The organism is Phocaeicola plebeius DSM 17135 (assembly GCF_000187895.1).
Classification (GTDB): Bacteria; Bacteroidota; Bacteroidia; order Bacteroidales; family Bacteroidaceae; genus Phocaeicola; species Phocaeicola plebeius.
In genome coordinates, this window is record NZ_DS990130.1 from 107,492 (window position 1) to 132,903 (window position 25,412).

Genomic DNA, 25,412 nt, shown 5'->3' on the forward strand with positions numbered 1-25,412 from the left:
ATAATTTATTATGGTCTTACTTCAATATATCCGAAGAATATATCGTCAAAATAAATATTATCCTTAAAGGCATTAAAGCGCATACTGAGCAATATATTGTCCATTTCAGCCTTTGAAGTCACAGTGGTTGTGGCCGACATCCATTTGCTGTCGGAGCCATTCACAATGCCGCACCATGGTTTATTGCTCTGCCATGTCATATCTTCAGCTCCTTCTTTACCTGCCGGAACGAAATACGGACTCATACCCTTACCCTGTTTATACCCCGGTGTATAATATTTGTAGCTGAAAGTATATGTACCTTTACCACCAGTAAATGTCTTGGAGAGTAATGCCCTGCATCGGTCAAATGCTTCGACAAACATACATTTTGCACTGTTGTTTATTCCATCCTTCAGAGGATTGTCCACAACCTGTGAAGGAACTACAGGATGTGTTTTGGTATCGGCATCAATAACTTTCCAGTCGGCATATGTGTCAGGATTTTCAAAATCTTCATCCAGGAACGCACCAAAAGTAGTCGCTACGTTTGGAGCTGTAGCCTTTATCTCAAGGTTCTGATTTCCAACCAACGCTTCAGTTAAAGTTCCTGTAAGGGTCAGTTCATCTGTGTTATAGATTTTCTCAACCAAAGTAAGAATCAGTTCATATCTGCTTTGCTTGTTTACTTCTGCTGCTGTGATGTTTACGCTACCCCTGACAGCTGACGGTCTGTTATACGAGTTGGAGTAAGTAAGCTTTAGAGATGATGGATTTATCTCTTTATATCCAAACTCAGAATTATCCAAATCTATAGCAATGTGTGTTTGGTCAATCTGACGGATGTTATAAGTAATAGGATCATCACTAGGTACTACTGTAATAGCCAAAGGCACAACAAGAGTTTTTGGCGAAGCTTTTGGAGTGTACTTACCTTTACCCTCACTGGCAGAAGTTCTTTCTATTGTCATGGAAAGAAGCAATGGCTTATCGCTGAATTTCTTTGCAGTGAACTGGTATGGAGTGTCAAAACTGGTTAATTCGTCATTTACGCCAGTATCCGCACATTTGAAAGTCCATTTGTTAGGCAATCCGTATGAATCGTCCTTAATATAGACAGACTTACCATATTCAAGTTCGTATTTTTCGTATTCGGGAGCTTCCTCAGTTCCACCGACTATTCCGGTCTTTATTTCCTGTGTACACTCCGGATCACTGTATACCTTTACGGCCGGTACGAGGTTAGGATCATACACGCGGATATGGAAAGTTGTATCCATCACATATACATCACCCTCCTGCTTAGCATAACAATATTTTTTGATATATCCTCCGGTATTGTCGTCATACACCGAATATGGATATACAACCTGTCTGCGGAAAGTATTGCACAAACGTACCGTATGGTCACCGGGTTTAGTGAAATACACATGTATGGTTTTCAAATCGTTGGTATGAGGGATGGATTCATCAATCAGGTTTGTATAGTCTGTCTGTCCCCACTCCATCTTACCATTAAGGAACTTTGTACCATCATCCGACACAACCCACTGATGCGACAACATGCCTTGGGATAAGTCCATTATACTTATATAGTTATTAAGATTCAGCTGAATAGGTGAAACGTTTTCCTGATCTGTACTCACATGCCAGGTACATTCAGCCACGTTATTCAACGGTTCAAACTCATCATCCTTACAAGATGTCAGAACCGAGATTAATGAAAGAGCAATATATAAAAATCTATTTTTCATCGTATTTATTTATTAATATCAGGATTTGATGTAATTTCTATATTTGGAATAGGCCAGTATGCCACTTGCGGACCGTAGTTCAATGATGCTTGGAAATAATCCACAAAAGCGTTTCCTCTCTTTTCTGGCGGCAGCTCATAAAATCTGTACTGCTTTCCAAAGTTGAATGCTGATACCAAAGCATTAGGGTCATCAGGATTAGGCTTAAGATATTTGGTCTGAATCATACAGTACTTATATTCGTCGGATGCCAACTGATCAAACCTTTCCTTAGTTATATTCCAGCGTCTCAAATCAATGACACGTATGGCATGTCCTTCCATACACAGTTCAAGAGGACGTTCCACATACATCAGATGATTCATTACATCACTTGCAGCATATTCCTTCTCATCGTATGTATATCTCTTGAATTCTCCCTGTTCCGATTTTCCGATAAGCACAACTCCAGCACGGTGACGTACCTTGTTGATGGCATTGATAGCTGACTGAACATTTCCATCGCTTGCACCGCCTTTAATCAGACATTCTGCATACATCAGATATATATCTGCCAAACGGATAAGACGATAGTTTATTCCTGAGGCCATAGCAGGCTTAAATTCAGTTTCACTCTTACGTGTATCCCAATTTGATAATTTTCTGAAATACGCTGAAGAGCCACGGTTGAATTTTGATACCTGTTGTGGGAGAGACTGATAATATATCAGACTTTCATCGCCGTTTATTGCAAGAGAGGCAGATGCACGCATGGAATAGCTTCTGAGGCGATATGCCTGACCGTCTTCCCATTTAAATTCCGGAACTATGTCATCGTAGCCGGTAATCTTATTGTATAAAACTTTATTATCTCCGACAGTTGAGACGAGTCGTTCGCGTACTCCAACATATTTTCCTGCTGTTGCATCCCACGTATAAACGTACGTTCTGTTATATACGACACCCTGACGGTCCACCTGCGAGCTGAAAGTTGTTCCCAACTGGTCGTATATAATATCCCTATGTTCAGGATCACCATAATTGTCGGACTGCATTTTTATCCAGTTACGTTCATCAAGTCTGTCCACCGGCTCTGTTTCGAATGCTTCAACAAGCCAAAAAGCAGGAACAGTGTTAAGCCAGGCATCGCCCAAGCCATTTACATTCATTCCCCATATATTATATAAGGTAGACTCCGACCATGTACCGAATTCTGTATTATACTGTGTAGAATAGGAAACCTCGAGAATAGATTCCGAATTGAATTCATTGGCAGCAGTAAAATTATCGACTATGTCATCAACCAAAGCAAAACCTCCATTATCAATAATATCCTTAAAATATTCGGCAGCTTTATTATACTCTTTATCATAAAGGTAGCTTTTGCCTAATATTGCCTTTACAGCCCAAGAGGTGATACGTCCCAAATCGGTTTTCTCCCATTTGTCATTCAAGCCAAGGTCAAGAGCTTTCTGTAAATCTTCTCTGTAATATTTCTTGATTTCATCACTTGGTGTAACCTTTTTATAGTAATCTTCTTCTACCTCTGCAATTTCATTAATATAAGGAACATTACCATTATTGAATGAATTATTGAGATAAAAATAAAACAAGCCACGCAAAGAATATGCCTGTGCCTCAATCTGAGCAAGCTTGGTTATTTGAGGTTCATCTGTAACATTTGGACGGATTTTCTCTATACTGGCCAGAACCTGATTCGCACGGAACACACCAGTATACAGTGCAGACCATTTACCACGGACTGTTCCGTATGAATCATTAAAGGTTTGCTTATAGGCTTCGTTATCAAACTGCTTTCTGTCCTTATTACCTTCAACTGCTATATCACTTCTACGGTTCTCATCGAGCGGATGATAAATATTGGTATTTTTCAAAGCATTATATACAGCAGCCAGTCCTTTCTCGCAGTCGCCTATTGTTTTATAAAAATTCTGTGTTGTCAGCTGATGTATGTTTTCCTGCGTAAGGAAATCGTCGCATGAAACCAATGTCATGCCCGACATCAACAGACTGAATACTATTGTTTTATATCTGAAGTTCATATATTTATATTATTAAAAGTTAGAAATTAATCTGGAATCCGCCACGCATCTGGATACTTATAGGATATGTTCCATAGTCCAAACCACGACGTGACAATCCATTACTACCGACCTCAGGGTCGTATCCGTCGTATTTTGTCAGTGTAAGAAGATTATCGGCTGCAACGTATAAACGGAACTTGCCCAATCCAAGCTTTGATACCCAACTCTTGGGGAATGAATATCCTAACATAATATTTTTAAGTCTGACAAATGAACCGTCCTCAATCCACATATCAGTATGAGCACGATAGTTGTTATGACCCTCTGTACGATAAGAAGGAATGGTAGAGGTATAGTTGGTAGGGGTCCACATGTATATCAGTTCCTTATTGGTTCTTCTTTGATATGTATATATCTTCGTACCGTTTATTATTTCATTTCCAACTGAAGCATACCAGTTCATAGAGAAATCGAAGCCTCTATAGTCGGCCGAGAAGTTCAAACCAAGTTCATAATCCGGCATACCACTACCGGCATAAACACGGTCGTCATCATTAAGAACACCATCATTATTGGTATCGATATACATAAGGTCACCCATACGGGCACTTGACTGTAATTTCTGATATTCTGCAAGCTTCTGTTCAGTATTGATTACCCCTGCGGTTGGCATAACAAAGAAAGCACCGGCTTCATATCCTTTCTTGATTGCAGTTACATAATCACTTCCTGATGAAACAGGTTTACCGTCGGGGAAGAAATATAACTCATTTTTTCCTGCCATAGACACAATCTCATTCACGTTTTTGGTAAATGTACCAGTCAAGCTGTAATTAACACCACGTATTTTGTTGCGGTGAGTAAGTGAAAACTCAACACCACGGTTTTCCATATCTCCGGCATTCAATGTAACAGTTGAACTCTGGCCCCCTCCATTTGACGGTGGCACGACCATCGGGAAAAGCATATTCTTCTTGTTACTCTTGTACAAATCAAGACCTAAGATAAGCTTGTTATTATATAAAGCCATGTCGATACCGGCATTAAGCTGCTGGGTTGTTTCCCATTTCACATTCGGATTGGCAAATCCCAATTGGGTAAAACCATTTGCAAGAATTTCGGAAGTTCCGGTACCAAAAGTATAGTCGTAGTTTTTGTATATAGCTGGTGCGTATGAATAATCAGGGAAGTTCTGATTACCGGTAGTACCATAGCTGAATCTTAATTTTAACGAATTTACTAGCCACCTGAATCTGTCGAAGAATGATTCCTCAGAAATATTCCATCCTACAGACAATGACGGGAACAATCCCCAACGATTTTCTTCGGAGAACTTAGATGAACCGTCGCGCCTGATACTGGCACTTGCCATGTATTTGTCTGCATAGCTATATTGTAGACGACCCAACATACCAACCATTGTACTGATACGGTCCTGTCCCCACTGGCCACTGCCTGTACCCACAGTCATATCGGATGTTCCCGCATTTAGGTTCGGAATCTCGTTAGTAACCAAATCCATTATACTGGCATAGAACATCTCGTATGTATATTTCTCCATACTGAAAACTCCGGTAAATTTAATATCATGCTTTTTTATCTTCTTATTATAATTTACCATTGTTTCCCAAGTGAGACTGGTATTCTTTGAATGAGTATCTTTTAATTGCGAACGGTAATTAGAGCTGGTTACCTTTTCGCCTTTCTGATTATATACCTCAAACTCAGGTCGAATTGAGACAGCTTTCTGATTGTTATATCCAAAGCCCAAACGTGTGGAAACATTCAGTCCGGGAATTACATTATAAGCAAGATAAAAATTACCGTTAAATGATTCTGTGTCCTTATGATTTTCCTCTTTCAATCTTCCCAATGTATAACTTACGCCCTGTAAATCTGCAGGATCGCCAGCTGCATTTACTATACTTGCCTGTGGATAAATCTGAGAACGAGTAGGCGAGTAGTCATAACATTCGTTCAATAACCCCCAAGCCGGAGATAACTGGTTTTCTATCTTCATAGCGATGTTAGTGTTGATAGTCCATTTTCCGCGCTGAAAATGTGTATTCGAACGAATATTATATCTTTTGTAATCGGAATTTATCAACACACCTTTCTGGTCGAAATAGTTCGCGGTAAGGTTATATGTCAAATCTTTCTTGCCGCCATTCGCAGTAACAGAATAATTCTGTATTGGCGCGTTATTATTGACTACATATTCATATAAACTAGAGTTGTTGAAGAAATTCACAGGATATGTTTTCAGATTAGACCAGGCCAGGTCGTCTGTATTCTGGTTTCCTTCCATCATTCTGTTAGACATCACTTTTACAAATATACTCTCGTTGGCATCAAGCAAATGAATATTCGAAGTAATGTGCTGTACACCATAATATCCGTCGACAGCTATCTTCATTTCTCCTTCCTTACCCTTCTTTGTGGTAATAAGGATAACACCGGAAGCACCGCGAGTACCATAAATGGCAGCCGAAGCAGCATCCTTAAGAATATCTATACTTGCTATTTCGCTACTACTCAATCCCGGGTCGCCCTCGAACGGGACACCATCGACAACATATAAAGGAGAACTGTCGCCTGAGATAGAACTTAAACCACGAATCTGGATGTTGGATTTGGCTCCAGGCTCACCAGAACTTGCCTGAACGTTAACTCCGGCAACCATACCCTGAAGAGCTGTACCCAAGTCGGAAGTACTGATCTTAGTAATCTCATCTGAGTTTACACGTGCCACTGCACCTGTCACCTCTTTTTTACGCATTGAGCCATAACCTACAACAACCACTTCATCCAACACTTTTGTGTCTTCCTGAAGCTTGATATTATAAATCTGACCATTCTTGATTGCAGCTTTTACAGTTTTATACCCAACAAAACTGAACACTAAGTTACCTTTAGTCGGTACCCCTTGAAGAACGAAATTACCATCCATATCAGTAATAGTTCCAAGAGAAGTACCTTCAACTTGAACAGCTGCGCCTATAACTTCAAGGTTATTGGCAGCATCAATCACCTTTCCTTTAACTGTTATCTTCTGTGAATACATAGACAATGTATAGAAGATAAGCATCACGAACAACATGTACCTGCCATGGTACCATTTTTTCTGATTTCTCATTTGTAAAAATTTTAATTTAGCAATAGGTTATGAAATTCCTTTTATAACTGACGCTAAATTATTTATTTATAATGGTACAAAAGGGGAGAATTATATATTTAAAAAGAGGGTAAAATTTTACCCCCACTTATATTAAGAATCCAAATCGGTCTGTATACTCTGTTCTTTGTACTGTTGCGGCAATACACCGAATTCTTTCTTGAAACATTCTCTGAAATACTTCAAATCATTGAACCCTACATCGTATGTCACCTCTGATACAGAATACCGTCCTGTCTTCAACAGTTCTGCCGCTCTCTTCATTCTTATTGAACGTACAAAAGCATTGGCTGTTACTCCCATAAGTGCTTTCAGCTTCTTGTTCAGAACCAAGGCCGTCACGCCAAGACCTTTACATATATCCTCTATCTGGAACGAAGAGTCTGTAATGTTGTCCTCTATTATCTTTACAAGTTTCTCAAGGAACTTATCGTCGGTAGATGTAGTGCTTACCTCGGAAATCTTTATTGCCGGAACTTTCTTGTGTTGAAGAATCCGCTTCCTGTTGGTTATAATGGAATTAAGCAGCTCTTTCATTATCTTGTTGTCGAAAGGTTTAGAGCAATAAGCATCTGCATGGAATTTATATCCGATGAAATAATCCTGCAATGTAGTCTTGGCTGAAAGCAATACTACAGGAATATGAGATGTCCTTACATCCTGCTTGATTCTCTCACACAGTTCCAGACCATTCATGCCCGGCATCATTATATCGGATAAAACAAGATCCGGTTGCAAATCTGGAATCATGTTCCATGCCATCTCCCCATCATGGGCTATCATTATCTTATACTTATCCGACAACAGTAATGACAACATATTACATATATCCTTATTGTCATCAACAATCAATATAGCCGGAGATTCTCCGTCCACTTCTATGTCTATCATCTCTTCATGCTCGCACGATTCACTTCTTAACACATCAGCAAACTTTTCATCCTCCCCACTGTTGGCAGAGATATTCTCCGTAACCATGTCCCCCTCAGTTATCATAGGAATTACAACATGGAAAACAGTGCCTTTACCTTCCTCTGATACAAACGTAATATTTCCATTATGTATCTCTACAAGCCGCTTGGTCAGAAACAGACCTATACCGGTACCTCCTTCAGCAGAGTTTTTATTCTGACTGTAGAAACGCTCGAAGAGGTGTGTTTTCAGGTTGTCGGATATTCCGTTTCCCGAGTCTGCCACAGAGATGTTTATTTTGTTATCCTGTTCATTGACAGTAAACGATACAAATCCTCCGGCAGGAGTATGCTTAATGGCATTCGATACGAGATTATAGATTATCTGTTCCATAAGATGAGGGTCGAACAGAAAGCTTATATCACTGCGTGAGACAGAATATTCCAGCCCTACACCTTTCTGTTTTGCCCAATACGTGAACTGCTGAAATACTTCTTTTGAGAAAGACGAGAAGTTGCCATATTTGAGATTCAGACTAAGCATTCCTTTCTCGCTCTTTGAGAAGTTCATCAGCTGGTTGACAAGACTTAACAGGAACTTACTGTTATGCTCCATTGTCTGCAGCATGCCGGCAAGATACTTGTCGGACGAATACTTGCCCGATTCAATAATCATACTAAGTGGAGAATGAATAAGTGTGAGTGGTGTCCTCAATTCATGCGATATGTTGGTAAAAAATGTAGTCTCCTTTTCAAGAAGTTCTTCAGTCTTGCGTTTTTCCATGTTTGCTATATATAGAGCATTTCTGCGCTGCACCCGTGAGGTATAATACACCTTGAACCGGTATAAAGACAAGACAAGCAATATAAAATAGAGTGTATAGGCATACCATGTACGCCAGAAAGGAGGGTTAATAATGACAGGTATGGAAAGTTCATTCAAACTGTAGACTCCATCGCTATTCCTGACCCTCAGTCTGAACATATATTCGCCTGAAGGAAGCTTTGTGTAGAAAGCCTCACGATGAAAAGCGGAGGTGGAAATCCATGAATCATCTACGCCTTCGAGCATATATTCGTAACCAACCTTATAAGGACTTCTGTAATCCAGGGAGCTGAACTGGAATGAGAAAGTGTTTAAATTATAAGGCAATTCAATGTGCTCTGTAAAACTTACACTTTTGTCGAAATAAGCTGAATATGTGGAATCTGCCTCAACGCTGTGATTGAAGATTTTAAAATCAACGAGTGTAGGACTACCGTTGAAATCTATCACATCAAAGTCGTCAGGTCTGAAGACGTTAATTCCGTTTACGCCACCGAATATCATTGTTCCATTCGTCATTACTCCAGCAGAAAGTTCCATAAATTCATAATCCTGAAGACCATCGAAAATATCATAAGATCTTATTCTCTGTGTGTTGATATTCAACGAATTAATTCCTTTATTGGTAGAAATCCATAATGTTCCATCCGTGCCATTAACAATTGATTTTATTGTATTGCTGCTCAACCCGTCTGCAGAGCTAAAATTTTCAACGCAGGCATTATGGTTTTCATCCAAATCCACGATTTTCCTTAACCCGCGTCCAAGTGTTCCATACCAGATATTATGATTCAAGTCTTCACATACAGGCACTATATAGTCGAGTTCATCAAGTCCCTTGACTGAGTTCAAAACAGGATTATCTATATACAAATCTGCAGATTCCAATACTTTAAGACCGAAGCTGGAAGCTACCCATATATTACCCTTATGATCTTTAACGATGTTTCTTACTATCTTAAGTTCTTTATTGTCAGATGTTTTGATTTCCTTCATCACACCTGTGGACAAATCATATCTAAAAAGACCTTTATTATATGTGCCAATCCACAAATATTTTCCATCGGCAAGCATTGCGCGCACATTTCTCAAGCCTGAGATCTTTTTATAATCATTATCAGAAGTGAAACTGTAAATACCATCGTACATCAGAGACACATACATGCAGTCGGTGTAGTTTGAGTATGCTGTTGAGTATACTATCCTGTTTGCCGTGAAAGGAATAAGTCTGGCATTACCGGTAATGGAATTAAAATGATATAGCCCTGAGCCTTCTGTACCTAAATATATATCGGATTTGGCAAATGTATAAACGGACGATATATGGTCATTTCCTATTCCTCTGAATAAATCTATAGGTTTATTATTTTCGCGTATACTCATAAAGCCACTCTTGAAAAATCCTATCCAAAGAATATCGTTTTTATCAAGAACTACAGTTTGCGGATAGCTGTAAGAATATGTAGCAATAACCTGTGGTTTTGACTCGATGGCATGCAATACATCAAAAGTCAACACATTCACAGTGCTTGTAGTGGCATAAAATAATCTTTTGTTTTTATATACCATTTTTCGTATATCGCAGTTTTCCAACAGGGTACTTACCTTGCAGGTATGCTTGTCGTATAAACATAATTGATGATTTTCCAGATTTGAGTACAATATTTGAGAAGATGAGATGACTATGGCTGAAGCTATAGGGCATCCCAATAGTTTGTTAAGCAGTAATTCATCTCCATCGACGTTACATTCGTACAGGCCGTCTTCGGAGGAGAGCATTATCGTATTATCTATTTCTATGATGTCGGAAATGTATGGTAATTTTAATGTTGATCTTAAGACAGTATTTATTTTGCCATTTTGAAAATCATAATTTACAAGGTATATACTCTCATCAGAGGAATGAAACCAGACTCTGTCTTTAGAGTCGACAAGAATCTTATCGCAAGTGAAATTTTTATCAATACCGCTGTGACCAAGATTTAATGAAACGAATTCGTTCTTTACAGAATTGAACAGGAACACTCCTCTATCGGCTGTACCTATCCACAGATTTCCATGTGAATCTTCGTCAATACATACTATCAGATTACTGTTAAAACCGTTTGACTGATATCCGTAAACCTTAAATTCATATCCGTCAAACCTGTTCAGTCCGTCGTTCGTGGCCAACCATATAAAGCCTTTAGAGTCTTGATAAATACATTGCACATCATTTTGGGAAAGTCCATCAAGAGTAGTGTACTTTCTTGTGACAAACTCATTGGATGCAAAGGATTTGCAAACTATAATCAGAACTGATATTAAACTTAAGATTAATCTAAACATATAACTATGTATTCTTTATATTTCATCAAGATTACAAAGTTATTGATTTTATCTAAAACATCAAGTATTTACAGTAGTTAATAGATAATTATAGATATTTTCCACTTTAGAATGCGTATCAAAATCAATCAAGAAAAAAATAAATCTTTAACTTCATTTCATAGTATAAAACAAAAAAGCATCGTACCATTACACTCAATAATAGATACGATGCCCGAAAGAAATTACAGTAACAGACTGTATTGGGATTGTTCTTAAAAAGACTTATCTGTATGACTTTATATATATGTCGAGTATTTCGGTATCCGACAGTTCATGAGGGTCCAGACTGAACAATGCACCCATGGCAGTTCGCGCATTATCAATCATCTTAGGGAAATCTTCCTTTACTATTCCCCAGTCGCTAAGCTTCAAATCGCGGACATTGCATTCCTTCTGCATTCTCACCAAAGCATCTATAAAATGTTCGGGATTAAGGTTCTTGCGTCCGGTCATAACATCTGCCATGCGCATATATCTCTTTGTCCTGTCATAAATAAAAGTAGAGAAATAGGCCTCGCTTATAGCTATCAGGCCAGCACCATGAGGAAGAGCGGGATAGTATGCGCTGAGAGCGTGCTCGAGAGAATGTTCGGAAGTACAACTGGATGTGGATTCAACCATTCCCGCCAGCGTACTTGCCCAAGCCACCTTTGCCCTCGCTTTCAGGTTATTTCCATCCTTCACCGCAACAGGTAAATATTTATACAGCAGTCTGATGGCCTCAAGAGCGAAAATATCACTTATTGGGGTTGCACAATTGGCAATATAGCCTTCGGCTGCATGAAAGAATGCGTCGAATCCCTGATAGGCAGTCAGATGTGGCGGAACTGAAACCATCAGTTCCGGGTCGATTATCGACAGACATGGGAAAGTTAAAGTGGAGCCGATACCTATCTTTTCGTTTGTTTCCAGATTGGTTATGACAGTCCATGGGTCAGCCTCGGTTCCGGTTCCGGCTGTTGTAGGAATGGCTATGATGGGCAATGCTTTGCTGTAAGGAAGCCCCTTGCCGATACCTCCTTCAACATATTCCCAATAATCGCCATCATTACATGCCATGATTGCAATGGATTTGGCTGTATCTATCGAACTTCCGCCTCCCAAACCTATAATCATATCGCAATTTTCCTCACGACAGATTGCCGCACCTTCCATTACATGGTCTTTTATTGGGTTAGGCAATATCTTGTCGTACACCACGGCATCAACATTATTTTCTTTCAGCAGACCAATCACCTTATCCAGATAACCATATTTACGCATTGATGTTCCGGATGAAATGACTATCAAAGCCTTTTTGCCGGGCAATGTCTCTGTTGAAAGACGTTTAAGTTCGCCACATCCGAAGAGAATCTTCGTCGGAATATTATAACCAAAAACAAAATTATTGTCCATAAATATTATCAGTCAGTCAACTTACTATCTTAAAGCCTTATCAATCACTTTCTTGAGTTCAGGATAAGCCTCATCTGTATCGCCCACCTGTTTTCTCAACTCACGCAGTTTCTTTTTCATGTCCTTAAGAACTTTGGCGTATTTAGGATTATCAGCCAGGTTTACCATTTCGTAAGGGTCGTTCTTCACATCGTAGAGTTCGAAAGAAACCAGAGTAGGAACAATCTTGTGGCTGTTCTTCAACCATGACATTGATTTCTGTCCGTAACGTTTGTCGTCGTAATGACGGCCATAGAAAAGTATCAGCTTATAGTTTTCCGTGCGGATACCTATGTGTGCCGGAACGTCGTGATGAATCATGTGCATCCAGTATCTGTAGTAAACAGCATCCTTCCAGTTTTCTGGCTTTTTGCCTTCGAACACAGAGGCAAAGCTCTTTCCATCCATGTATGAAGGTTCTTTGCCACCGACCATCTCTATAAGAGTTGGAGCAAAATCAATGTTGTTAATCATCAGGTCCGACTTGGCTCCCTTGTAAGGACATCTCGGGTCGCGGACTATGAAAGGCATTCTCTGAGATTCTTCATACATCCATCTCTTGTCCTGCAGGTCGTGTTCGCCAAGCATCATACCCTGGTCGCCTGTATATACGATAATGGTATTTTCCCAGAGTCCTTCCTTCTTGAGATAGTCGAAAAGACGTTTCAGGTTGTCATCCACACCCTTTACGCAACGCAGATACGATTTCAGGTAATGCTGGTAGGCAAGGTATGTATTCTCCATTTCATCACCTGTATTGCACTTATATTCCATTACATAATTGCGGATTTCATGACGGCTTGAGACAGAAGTTCCGATGAAGTGACGAAGTGAATCGTTCTTGCCTCTTGTGCCTTCGGAGCCCCATTTGTCTGTATCGAACAATGACAATGGAACAGGCACTTCCACATCGTCAAGATAATATTCATAGCGCGGTGCGTACTCGAACATATCGTGCGGTGCCTTGTAATGATGCATCATGAAGAAAGGTTTGGACTTGTCGCGTCTGTTCTTCAACCAGTCAATAGCAAGGTTGGTCACGATATCCGAGGAGTAACCCATTTTCTTTATCTGGTTATTAGGCCATTTCTTGTCAGTTACGTCACTTGTAAGGAAAGTAGGGTCGAAGTATTCGCCCTGTCCGCCATGACCGTTGAATACAGAATAATAGTCGAAGTGCGACGGTTCGCATCCCAAATGCCATTTACCGATCATGGCAGTCTGATATCCCATATTATGGAACTCATCAACCAGATATTCCTGGTCCGGCTGAAGCACTTCATCCAAAGTGAGCACCTTGTTACGATGGGAATACTGTCCGGTCATGATACATGCACGGCTTGGGGTACTGATGGAGTTTGTACAGAAACAGTTCTCGAAGAGCATACCGTCCCTTGCCAGTTCATCAATTGTAGGAGTAGGGTTCAGTACTGCAAGACGACTTCCGTATGCGCCGATAGCCTGCGAAGTATGGTCGTCCGACATGATGTAGATGACATTCATCTGTTTCTGCTGTGCTGCGACACCAACACATACAGACAGGAATGGCATAACAGCCATTCCCTTCATTATATTATTTTTTAAATTCGTTTTCATAAGTCAGATTATCATTGAAATAGAACTTGCAAGACATATCATCGAATGATTTTACGTCCTTATTCTGCATTTTAACCCATTGTTCTGATTTAGCCTTGACAGCTACCTGAGTTGAAACCTCATTACCGTCGACTACACTTTTAAGAGTGACATTTGCATCCTCTGCATTATGGTTTGCCACACGTACAGTGATAAGGCATCCGTTATCAACCTTATCGTATAGCGGTTTGGAAACCACCACCCCTTTAAGCTTAATCTTGAACACATGTGCATATTCAGTAGGTTTGTTCTTAGGGAAGTTTACTACAAGACCCTCGTCAGTCATCTTATAGTCAATCTTCTCTGAGCTTCCAAGCATTTCAACCGACTCAATTTCTACGTTCCGGCAATACTTAGTAGCCAATGACTTGATAGTAACACTACCATCTGTCCAAGCCAGAGACACGGCATAGAGGTTATTGTCGCATGTAGTAAAGCGAATGTCGTCCGCTGTATATTCAGTTTTTGTATTGTCTGTCATATAACCTGCGGTGCCTGCGTTATGTCCTTCGGAAGCAATCACCCATGGTCGTGAGCCATAAATAGCCTCACCGTTAGTCTTCAACCATTTACCTATCTCGGCAAGTACGTTCTTCTGTTCGTCTGTAATAGTACCGTCGGCCTTAGGACCTATATTCAGCAATAAGTTACCGTTCTTGCTGACAATATCAACAAAGTCGTCGATGATATGGTCAGGACTCTTGTTTTCCTCGCCCACACAATAGCTCCACGATTTCTTGCCTACAGAAGTATCAGTCTGCCATGGATATTCACGGATTCTGTCGCTCTTACCTCTTTCTATATCGAACACCTGGATATTGTCGCCATATCCGAATTTAGTGTTAACCACAACTTCTTTATTCCAATCAAGAGCCGAATTGTAATAATAAGCCATGAATTTATAGAAAGTAGGCTGGAACGGATATTTTCCCACAGTCCAGTCGAACCATATCAATTCAGGCTGATATTTGTCGATAAGCTCGTATGTATGCATAAGGAACTGACGGCGTGAACGTTCGTTCGAGCCTTCATACTTACCACAATAAGGTGTCATACCCTGACCTTCGGGCTCATGCAGTCTTTCGCCATACAGAGTGATTGTAGTGTCCTGAACATCAGAAGGAGTTTCCATTCCATATTCATAGAACCATGCATTCTCGCATCTGTGAGAAGAAAGTCCGAAACGCAGACCGGCTTTCTTGGTAGCTTCCTTCAATTCGCCGATTATATCCCTTTTCGGTCCCATATCCACAGCATTCCACTTATTGAAAGTACTGCTGTACATGGCAAATCCGTCGTGATGCTCGGCCACCGGAACAATGTATTGTGCTCCAGATGATTTTACCACTGCCAGCCACTCGTCGGCATTGAAATTTTCGGCTTTGAACATAGGGATGAAATCCTTATATCCGAATTTGGTCAAAGGACCGTAAGTCTGTACGTGATACTTATTAATAGGATGACCTTCCTTGTACATCCAGCGGGAATACCATTCACTGCCGTATGCAGGAACGGAATAAACTCCCCAGTGGATAAAGATACCGAACTTGGCATCCTTAAACCATTCAGGAATAGTGTAATTTTGAGCAATCGATGCCGAATCGGCCTTGAACACATCAGTACCTTTTAAAGATACAGTAGAATCTACATTAGGAGCGTATGTAGAATTGCACGACGCCAACAGGCTTAATGCCGCAACTCCTAAAACCGTTTTCATGGATTTCTTATTCATAATAATCTTATTACATTAAATAATGACATTAATTTTTTCTGTAAGCAAAGATACACTTGAGTTCCATTTACAATAAATAATTTAATTACTATAGTAAGGGGTAAAATATTTACCACCTATTATTGAACAAATTTACCCCCTCTCATATATGATAATAAACTGCCAATATCGAATTACAAGTAAATATATATTTCAACAAAAAAGGTTTAGCCTATTATTACACAACAATTTCACCCTAAGAATAAAATATATATAGAGTAAATTTGCCAATATAACAAACTGTAAAAACAAATTTATGAAAAACTATTTGATTTACTTACTCGCAGCAGTATCGTGTACAACTGTAGCAGACCTAAATGCTCAAGTCAGTACAAAAACAGGTAATGAAACCACAGAACTTACAATTCCGAAAAAGTTCTACAAGGACAGCATTGATTTCAGCAATGCTCCGAAAAGACTTAACAACAAGTACCCTCTTTCCGACCAGAAGAACGAAGGCGGATGGGTTCTAAACAAAAAGGCCTCTGACGAGTTCAAAGGAAAGAAGCTGAATGAGGAAAGATGGTTCCCGAACAACCCTAAATGGAAAGGAAGACAACCTACTTTCTTTGCAAAGGAGAATACTACATTTGAAGACGGCTGTTGCGTGATGAGAACTTACAAGCCGGAAGCAGGATCACTGCCCGAAGGATATACTCACACTGCCGGTTTCCTGGTAAGCAAAGAACTTTTCCTTTACGGATATTTCGAAGCAAGACTGAGACCAAACGACTCGCCATGGGTTTTCGGTTTCTGGATGTCGAACAATGAAAGAAACTGGTGGACTGAAATAGACATTTGCGAGAACTGCCCCGGCAATCCTGCCAACAGACATGACCTGAACTCGAACGTGCATGTATTTAAAGCTCCAGCAGATAAGGGTGATATAAAGAAACATATCAACTTCCCTGCCAAATACTATATACCATTCGAATTGCAGAAAGACTTTCACGTATGGGGACTTGACTGGAGCAAGGAATATATCCGACTATATATAGACGGAGTACTGTACAGAGAAATAGAGAACAAGTACTGGCACCAGCCATTACGCATCAATCTTAACAACGAATCGAACAAATGGTTCGGAGCCTTGCCGGACGACAACAATATGGATTCTGAATATCTGATAGATTATGTAAGGGTGTGGTACAAGAAATAAGAAATAACATAATCTGAAATTATAAAAGGCAGTCTTCATTATCAGTATGCTGATGATAAAGTCTGCCTTTTTAACAAGAAGATAAAGATTTTAATCTGCCCTATCACTCATTTACTTCATCCGGATACTCTGTAAGCGAGTTTCCCGAATTGCTTATTTCAATAGAGCCGATAGGAAGATAATTGAACTTCTTGCTCCATGCAGAGATACCATAATCTCTTCTAAGAATAGGCATCATGACCTCCTCGGCACGTCCTGAGCGGACGAGGTCAAACCATCTGTCACCCTCGCATGCCAGTTCACAACGACGCTCATACCATAGAACATCAATTACGCTTTTAAATCTGTCAGGATACATCTGCATTAGCTTGTCAACATCAATATAACTTCCGTCGTCTGCATGAACATGCTTCTTTCTGAGTTCATTTATGTAATACTTCGCTTTTGCTTCATCAGGATTAGTACCTCTGAGATATGCTTCGGCAAGCATCAGATACACTTCACCATATCTGATGACCCTTACGTTTCCAGGCTTGTTTAGATTGGGGTTTCCTATCATATCGTAATTTTTGAAAGGAGGATATTTCTTCTGGGCATATCCCTGGAAATCAGGCCCGTAAGAGCCTGTCTCCCAAACAACTTTTTTTGATTCATCCTGAATATTGGCATTAGGTTTGGTTACAAGTTCATCGTAAGTAAATATCGCCGCATCACGACGCACATGGTCATCCGGAAGGAAATAATCATACAATTCCTTAGTAGGCAGACAAAAGCCATATCCATTATCATAATCAGGACTATTTTTCAACTGTCTCGGTCCGCAGAAAGTCACCCACATAGCACCTTCGCCTGCATCAATATTACCCCAGTTTGTATTACCAGATTTGGTAGAGGTCTGTATTTCAAATATAGATTCCTCGTTATTCTCCTGATGAGCCGCAAACAATTTAGAATAATCATCCGTCAGAGTATAATTACCACTTGAAATTACATCCTCCAATAAAGGTTTCGCTTTGTCAAAAATCTTAGCATCATCGTTGCTCCAGTCAGCCCAATAAAGATAGACCTTGGCCAACAGGGCTTGAGCCGCAGTCTTGGTAATACGTCCTTTCATTGTGTCCGGGAAATTATCCTTTAGAGAAGGGATAGCTTCAAGAAGATCTTTCTCTATTGCTTTATTTACATTTTCGCGAGTATCTCTCGTAAACTTGAATCCTTCAGGATAAAGAGTCTCAAGACTGATAAAGCATGGACCATAATATCTCAACAATTCAAAATGATACCAAGCACGTAAGAACTTAGCTTCAGCTTTATAAACTTTAGCTTCCGGACTGTCATACTCTGAATTTATTACAAGATTACATCTATATATACCACGGTAACGAGTTTTCCACAAATTATCGGAAATAGAATTGACACTCGTATTTGAATAATCCTCTATAGCCTGCATGTAAGGCTGATCCTGATCAGAGCCACCACCAGTACGAGCATTATCCGAACGGATTTCACCCATAGGTACAATGGAAGCAAGTGCATTACCCGAAGCACCACCTATGTGAGCTAACGGATCATAACAAGCAGTAAGCGCTTTGAACATCTGTTCATCGGTCCTATAAAAAGAACTTTCTGTTTCGGACATTATAGGAGCTGTATCCAGGAAACTGTCGCTGCAAGATGATGATGCAATAGCAGCAAACATGAGGACAAGAATATTATTATGTATTTTCGACTTCATAATTTTCAATTTTAGAAATTAAGACTTAAACCAAATCTGAATGTACGGGCCTGAGGGTAAGTACCATAGTCAATACCTGTGCTAAGAATATTGCCACCTGCCATATTTCCTACTTCAGGATCCATAAACGGATAGCTGGTGAAAGTGGCAAGATTATCAATTGCTGCATAAATTCTTGCTTTATTCAGCATCAACTTGTTTATTAATTTAGTTGGGAATGAATAGCCTACCTCAAGTGAAGAAATCTTTAAATGCGAACCATCATAAAGATAAAAATCGGATGGTTTGCCAAAGTTTCCATTAGGATCTTTGGATGAAAGACGAGGCACTCCATTATCATCACCTTCTTTCCGCCATCTGTCAAGATAGAATGATGGAAGGTTGCTGCGTCCGTATGCTTCCTGTCGGTAAATATCAGAGAAGACTTTATATCCAGCTTTTCCTGTTAAGAAGATTGTCATATCAATACCTCTCCAGTCGGCACCTAAATTCAAACCGAATGTCCATTTTGGCCAAGGATTGCCACAATCGGTTCTATCTTCATCTGTAATCTGCCCATCGTTATTTGTATCTTGCCATATAAAGTCACCCGGAACGGCATCAGGTTGTATCACTTTACCGTCTTTTGATTTATAGTTCTGTATCTGCTCTTCATTTTGGAATATTCCTAAGTTCTTATAAAGGCGGAAATAACCCATAGCATGACCTTCCTCCATACGCGTTACATTAACAGATGTTCTCCAGCTACCACCATCAGTATATCCATTTGCATTTCCTATCTTTACAACCTCATTTTTAAGATATGAGGCATTTGCGGAAATAGAGAAGTTGATTTCGTTCCAATTTTTATTAAATGTCATCTGCATTTCCACACCCTGGTTTGTTATATTACCAAGGTTTCTAAAAGCTGCATTATTACCTCTAATGGCTTCAACTGTTGGCTGGAACAACAAATCCTTAGTACTTTTTTTAAACCAGTCGAAACTTGCTCTAATCATACCATTATAGAATGTCATATCGGCACCAACATTAAATTGTTCAGAAGTTTCCCATTTCACGTCTGGATTAACAAGGTTATTAGGAGCAGATCCCACAGTGATGGCATTACCAAACGTGTAATTATAATTATTGCCAATAATAGAAGTATAGGAGAATGGAGAAATTCGCTCATTTCCGTTCTGTCCCCAAGAGAATCTAAGTTTGAAGACATCAAAGTTCTTAATTTTCCAGAATTTCTCATTTGAAACATTCCAACCTAATGAAACGCCCGGGAAAGTAGCATATCTGTTATTGGGACCGAAATTTGAAGACCCATCGCGTCTGACCACAACTTCCGCCATATATTTTTCAGCATAATTATAGCTTAGACGAGCAAAATATGAGAACATACTATGTCTAGGATTAGCACCGCCACTATTAGCTGATGTCATAACATCACCAGCATTAAGATACCAGTAATTCTCATTGGTCATTGCTTCATTTGGATATTTATTTCGTGTTCCGGTCATAAACTCATAAACATCTCTTGATGCAGAAGTACCTAACAGGACAGATGTAGAATGTTCACCAAAAGATTTTTTATATCGCAATGTATTCTCCCACTGCCAACTACTATTAGCATTTGTACTTTGTTCTACCCTAGAATTATCTTCTTTACATTCTGCAGAATGAAAAAACTTTGGTGCAAACATTCTTCCACGGAAATTCCGATGATTAATACCAAAATCTGTGCGGAAAACAAGGTCTTTAATAAAAGTGATCTCAGCATAAACATTACCAAAAAATTGCTGGGTAATATTTTTATTCTTAGGTGCCTCATCCATAAATGCAATAGGGTTCCACATACGGCTATAAGGTACAGGAGAGACTCCATATCCGAAAGTATCGTTGCTATTCTCATCATAAACCGGAGTAGTAGGATCAATATTATAGGCGTATGATATCGGATTATAACCATTGATACCGGTTGCCACTCCACTATTCTCTATATATGCATAGTTGACGTTTGCACCTACACTTAAGAAATCATTTATAGAATAGGAACTGTTCAGCCTTGTGCTGAATCGTTTGTAAAATGACGCATCTTCACCGATAATACCATTCTGGTCTAGATAATTCAATGAAAGCAAGCTTGAACCCTTATCACTGCCAAAGTTAGCAGTAATGTTATGCTCAGTAACAGGAGCTGTATTCAATATTTCATTAAACCAGTCTGTATTATAACCTGTTGGAGCAGTAGGTACACCACCGGCAAGCGGCATATCATCATTGTCGGCAAACTCTTTCATCAGCATAATGTACTGTTCATCATTCAGCATGGTTGGTTTCTTTGCTACTGTAGAGAAACCATAGTAACCATCATAAGCAAGCGATGTCTTTCCTTTCTTTCCTTTCTTTGTGGTTATAAGGACTACACCATTAGCGGCTCTGGCACCATAAATAGCAGCTGAAGTTGCATCCTTCAAGACTTCCATGCTTTCAATGTCGTTGGGATTTACACTGTTCATGTCGTCCATAGGCAGTCCGTCAATTACAAAAAGAGGATTAGAGTTTCCATTTGTACCGACACCACGAATTACCAGCTTGGGCGCTGATCCCGGCTGACCTGAATTTGTCACAACGTTCACACCACTAACCCTACCGCTCAATGCATTTACGGCATTTGCAGGCTTGGATTGCAATAAATCATCGGAATCGATGCTGCTGATGGCACCTGTAACAACACTTTTTTTCTTAACCTCATATCCTATTGCTACAACTTCATCGAGTGCAATGGCGGAGGTTTTTAATTGAACGTCTATTGTAGACTGACCTTTATACACAATATTCTGTGTATCATATCCTACGAAGCTATAAATCAATGTCGATTCCATTGGTACATTTTCCAAAACATAAATTCCGTCCAAATCCGAAATAATACCGTTTGTTGTACCCTTAACTAAAATGCTTGCACCTATCACAGGTAAGCCATCGGAATCTGTTATACAACCAGAAACTCTCCCGTTCTGTGCTTTTAATGGTAAGCTGAACATTATAAGAATCAGCATACACATTAATGATAGTGTTCTGTTCATAATCTAGAGTTTTTTGTAATTAGTGTTTTTCTTAAAATAAAAAGTTTTGTTCTATCAGTTGCGCGCTACTTACTGACACTTGCAAATATATATACTATGTAATATAACCAAAGGGGGAAAATTTCATTTAAATAGGGGGGGGGGGAAATAGATTAACTAAATATTTTAAGGAAAAATGGCTGTTAGAATCCATTCCCAGACTCCAACAGCCATTTTATCACTAACAATCGCCTGTTAATCAATATATTTTTCTGCCCATTTCCTTAAGATTTGCATCCCTGCCCAGTGGAACAAAAGTAAATCCGTATGAATAGCTTCCCTTCAGAAGACGCTTGTCTATTGAAGGACGGGCTTTCAGACTCCAGCTATCTGTTCCGCCCACTCCAGCCTGAACCAGGTCGATATTAAGAGTATTAGAATACAAGTCCTTTTCAAGTTCATTTATATGTTTAGCCTTATCAATCGCATTCTGCGACATCTCCCACACTGAAACAGATAGGGGTTCATCGCCGACAATCATCACACCTGCCTTATCCGACTGCAAGGCAAACCATCTCACGTCACAACGGTTTCCGTTTTCCTGCGGCATTACATAGTCAAATCCCAGAGCGGACACCTTGCAGTTATATATAGACACCATTGCAGAGGCTTTTCTGTCGGAATAGTTTTCCCATGGGCCACGTCCATAATATGTCACATCCGACAAACGATTGGTACATTCGCATTGCAATCCTACGCGCAACATTTCTGATATTTCAGGAGACTTCATCATTGAATAATGAACGCCTATTGTTCCGTCTGCTTTTACTTTATAATTCAAGGTAAGTCTCAGTCTTTCATCTATAGCCTTTAGCACCTTAACCTCAAGATTGCCTTCCGATTTGCGTACATCTATAGAAACTGTCTTTAGCTTTAATGGAGCATCTTTCCAGAATGCAAACAGTCTATCGACCTTCCATCCTCGCCAGTCATTGTCTGTTGACGCTCTCCAGAAGTTTGGTTTCAGAGCAGATGTGATGATACTTTCATTATCTATCTTATACTGACTGATATAACCATCACTGATATTCAGATAAAAGTTCTTTCCCTTCACGCTGATGTCTTTCTTGTTATCTGAATCGATTTCCATATCCAATGTAGTATCAACGCATTCTACTATCTTTGGTAAAGAAAGATACTTAAACTGTTCCCAGGCAACCTCGTATCCAGCTTTGGCATACAGATTGTCATTCTTGAGCCTGGCACTCAGGCATAACCAATATTCCGCACCGTCATCGGCCTTGAAATTCTGAATAGGAAGTTTTAGTTTACAGCTCTCACCAGCTGGTGTTGTCGGCACAATAATCTCACCTTCCTGCAATACACTGTCTTCGTCCTTCAATTGCCAAAAATAACGATACTCATCTGTTGAAAGGAAGAAGTTTCTGTTTTTTACAGTTATCTCTCCACTATAGACATTATCAGTTGTAAATGATACAGGAGCAAACACGTACTTGCATTCCTCAGTAGCAGGTTTAATGGAGCGGTCGGCACTGATAACACCATTTATACAGAAGTTTTGGTCGTTGTGCTCCCCTTTCTCATAGTCACCACCATAATTCCATGATTTCTTATTATATTTCCGTTCATTATCCAGCAATCCCTGGTCTATCCAGTCCCAAATATATCCGCCGGCAAGCGCATCATGAGAACGTATTGCATCCCAGTATTCTTTCAGCCCGCCGGTAGAGTTTCCCATAGAATGTGCATATTCACACATTATTATCGGACGGTTCATGACCGGATTCTTAGTCATTGCTATAAGCTCATCGACCATAGGATACATACGGCTAATGACATCGACGTATAAAGGATCATCGGGATTGGCATACACACAAAGCTCTTTCTTTGCCGGTTTGACATCTTCGTTCACATTAAAATCTATCTCACTAGTAACGATTGACGCTTCCTTACGTCCGATAGGTTTGTATAAAGGATTTTCCGGCTGTCCTTGCGCCCCCTCGTAATGAACAGGACGGGTTGGGTCATAATCTTTCAGCCATCCTGACAGAGCTGCATGATTAGGGCCGCATCCAGACTCGTTGCCCAACGACCACATAAACACAGAAGGATGGTTCCTGTCTCTCACAGCCATTCTTACCACTCTCTCCATGAACGAGTTAGCCCACTCAGGCCTATTGGACAGATACCCCCTTTGATGATGAGTTTCAAGATTAGCCTCATCCATTACGTATATACCATACTTATCGCACAGTTCATAGAAATAAGGGTCGTTAGGATAATGCGATGTGCGGACTGTATTGAAGTTATAACGTTTCATAAGCAGAACGTCTTCGAGCATCTCCTCGCGGGTGACAGTCTTTCCTCCTGTCTCGCTATGGTCATGGCGGTTTACGCCAATGAGTTTAATAGGAGTGTCATTCACCAGAATCTGATTGCCTTTTATTTTAATATCCCTGAAGCCTACCTTACTACTTCTCGCATCCACCACATTGCCCTTATTGTCTGTGAGCTTTAGAACCAGAGTATATAGATAAGGGTGTTCAGAATTCCATAACTCCGGCTTGGAAACGATTCCCTCCATCATTCCGTAATAAACATTATCGCGCTGAGGATAAGGTTCGTTCACCACATAATCGGCAGTAACGGTAATATCTTTTCCAAACACCGGTTTCCCATCGGCATCATATAATTGGGCTGACAGATTCCATCCCTTCAAATCATCCATATTCTGATTTGTTATTTCCGGACGGATCTGTAACCGTGCAATATTCTTCCGGAAATCGATGCGTGTCCTTACTCCATAATCATATATTGCCACCTGCGGAATGGACATGATATATACTTCACGATGGATACCAGCCATTCGCCAGTGGTCGGCATCTTCCATATAACTTCCGTCGGTCCACTTATACACTTGCACCGCCAGTTTATTCTCCCCCTTCTTAACGTATTCGGTAATATCAAATTCAGTAGGCAGACAACTGTCTTCGGAATATCCCACCTTCTGTCCGTTTATCCATACATTAAATCCCGAATAGACGCCTCCGAAATGGAGTATAATCCTGTCGTTCTTCCACTTGTCAGGAACAACAAACTCCTTGATATAACACCCCGTCTGATTATTCCTGTCAATATATGGCGGACGATCAGGGAAAGGATAAATAGTATTTGTATATATAGGATAGCCATATCCCTGCATCTCCCAACATGAAGGAACAGGAATAGTTTTCCATGATGATGAATTGTACTCCACTTTATAAAAACCGGCGGGAGCCAATGCCATATCCTCGGAAAAGTTAAACTTCCATTGGCCGTTCAACGACATATACTCCGATTTCTCTCTGTCTCCATCCAAAGCCCAATCCACTCTCCGGAAAGAATAAGTAGTACTGCGGGAAGGTAAACGGTTAATTCCGTTTATGGTCTGGTCCTGCCATACATTCTGATTGTTTCTCCACTGATTGGCACCATTGTCCGATGCAGACAGAGATTGCATAAAGAAAAATAACACAGAAAATGAAAAAATAGATTTTAAGTTCAAGTTCATAAATTCGCATTTTAA

Annotated in this window: 11 protein-coding genes; 1 reads left to right on the forward strand and 10 read right to left on the reverse strand. The window is 40.0% G+C overall.

Annotated features, from left to right (window positions below; all coding sequences use genetic code 11):
- Positions 1-8: 8 nt before the first annotated feature.
- The 7 genes from BACPLE_RS08680 to BACPLE_RS08715 form a co-directional block, all read right to left on the reverse strand.
- Positions 9-1,733 carry a hypothetical protein gene (locus tag BACPLE_RS08680; RefSeq protein ID WP_007560966.1) on the reverse strand — a complete coding sequence of 575 codons (1,725 nt, stop codon included), beginning with the start codon at positions 1,731-1,733 and terminating at the stop codon, positions 9-11.
- Between the two features lie 5 nt (positions 1,734-1,738).
- Positions 1,739-3,775: a RagB/SusD family nutrient uptake outer membrane protein gene (locus BACPLE_RS18590; RefSeq protein WP_007560968.1), complete on the reverse strand. Its 2,037-nt coding sequence runs from the start codon at positions 3,773-3,775 to the stop codon at positions 1,739-1,741.
- 19 nt (positions 3,776-3,794) lie between these two features.
- Positions 3,795-6,893, reverse strand: a complete 3,099-nt coding sequence (locus BACPLE_RS08695) for a SusC/RagA family TonB-linked outer membrane protein (protein WP_007560970.1) — start codon at positions 6,891-6,893, stop codon at positions 3,795-3,797.
- Positions 6,894-7,025: 132 nt separating this feature from the next.
- Positions 7,026-10,997 carry a hybrid sensor histidine kinase/response regulator transcription factor gene (locus BACPLE_RS08700; protein ID WP_007560972.1) on the reverse strand — a complete coding sequence of 1,324 codons (3,972 nt, stop codon included), beginning with the start codon at positions 10,995-10,997 and terminating at the stop codon, positions 7,026-7,028.
- A 264-nt stretch (positions 10,998-11,261) separates the two neighbouring features.
- A complete protein-coding gene (locus BACPLE_RS08705) occupies positions 11,262-12,434 on the reverse strand; it encodes an iron-containing alcohol dehydrogenase (RefSeq protein ID WP_007560974.1) in 1,173 nt (390 codons plus the stop codon).
- Positions 12,435-12,458: 24 nt separating this feature from the next.
- Entirely contained in the window at positions 12,459-14,069 is a 1,611-nt protein-coding gene (locus BACPLE_RS08710) for a sulfatase family protein (RefSeq protein WP_007560976.1), read from the reverse strand.
- Positions 14,047-15,840: an alpha-L-fucosidase gene (locus BACPLE_RS08715; protein ID WP_007560978.1), complete on the reverse strand. Its 1,794-nt coding sequence runs from the start codon at positions 15,838-15,840 to the stop codon at positions 14,047-14,049. Before BACPLE_RS08715 ends, BACPLE_RS08710 begins: the two co-directional genes overlap by 23 nt.
- A 295-nt stretch (positions 15,841-16,135) precedes the next feature.
- Here BACPLE_RS08715 and BACPLE_RS08720 point away from each other — a divergent pair, with 295 nt between their 5' ends.
- Positions 16,136-17,038: a family 16 glycosylhydrolase gene (locus tag BACPLE_RS08720; protein ID WP_007560980.1), complete on the forward strand. Its 903-nt coding sequence runs from the start codon at positions 16,136-16,138 to the stop codon at positions 17,036-17,038.
- A gap of 103 nt (positions 17,039-17,141) precedes the next feature.
- On the opposite strand, the gene BACPLE_RS08725 is transcribed toward BACPLE_RS08720, so the two are convergent.
- The 3 genes from BACPLE_RS08725 to BACPLE_RS08735 all read right to left on the reverse strand — a co-directional run bounded on the left by BACPLE_RS08725 (position 17,142) and on the right by BACPLE_RS08735 (position 25,397).
- Positions 17,142-18,773, reverse strand: a complete 1,632-nt coding sequence (locus BACPLE_RS08725; RefSeq protein WP_007560982.1) for a RagB/SusD family nutrient uptake outer membrane protein — start codon at positions 18,771-18,773, stop codon at positions 17,142-17,144.
- A gap of 11 nt (positions 18,774-18,784) precedes the next feature.
- Complete coding sequence (locus BACPLE_RS08730) at positions 18,785-21,847, reverse strand: SusC/RagA family TonB-linked outer membrane protein (protein WP_081458114.1); 3,063 nt, start codon at positions 21,845-21,847, stop codon at positions 18,785-18,787.
- A 238-nt stretch (positions 21,848-22,085) separates the two neighbouring features.
- Entirely contained in the window at positions 22,086-25,397 is a 3,312-nt protein-coding gene (locus BACPLE_RS08735) for a glycoside hydrolase family 2 TIM barrel-domain containing protein (protein ID WP_117652419.1), read from the reverse strand.
- Positions 25,398-25,412 lie beyond the last annotated feature (15 nt).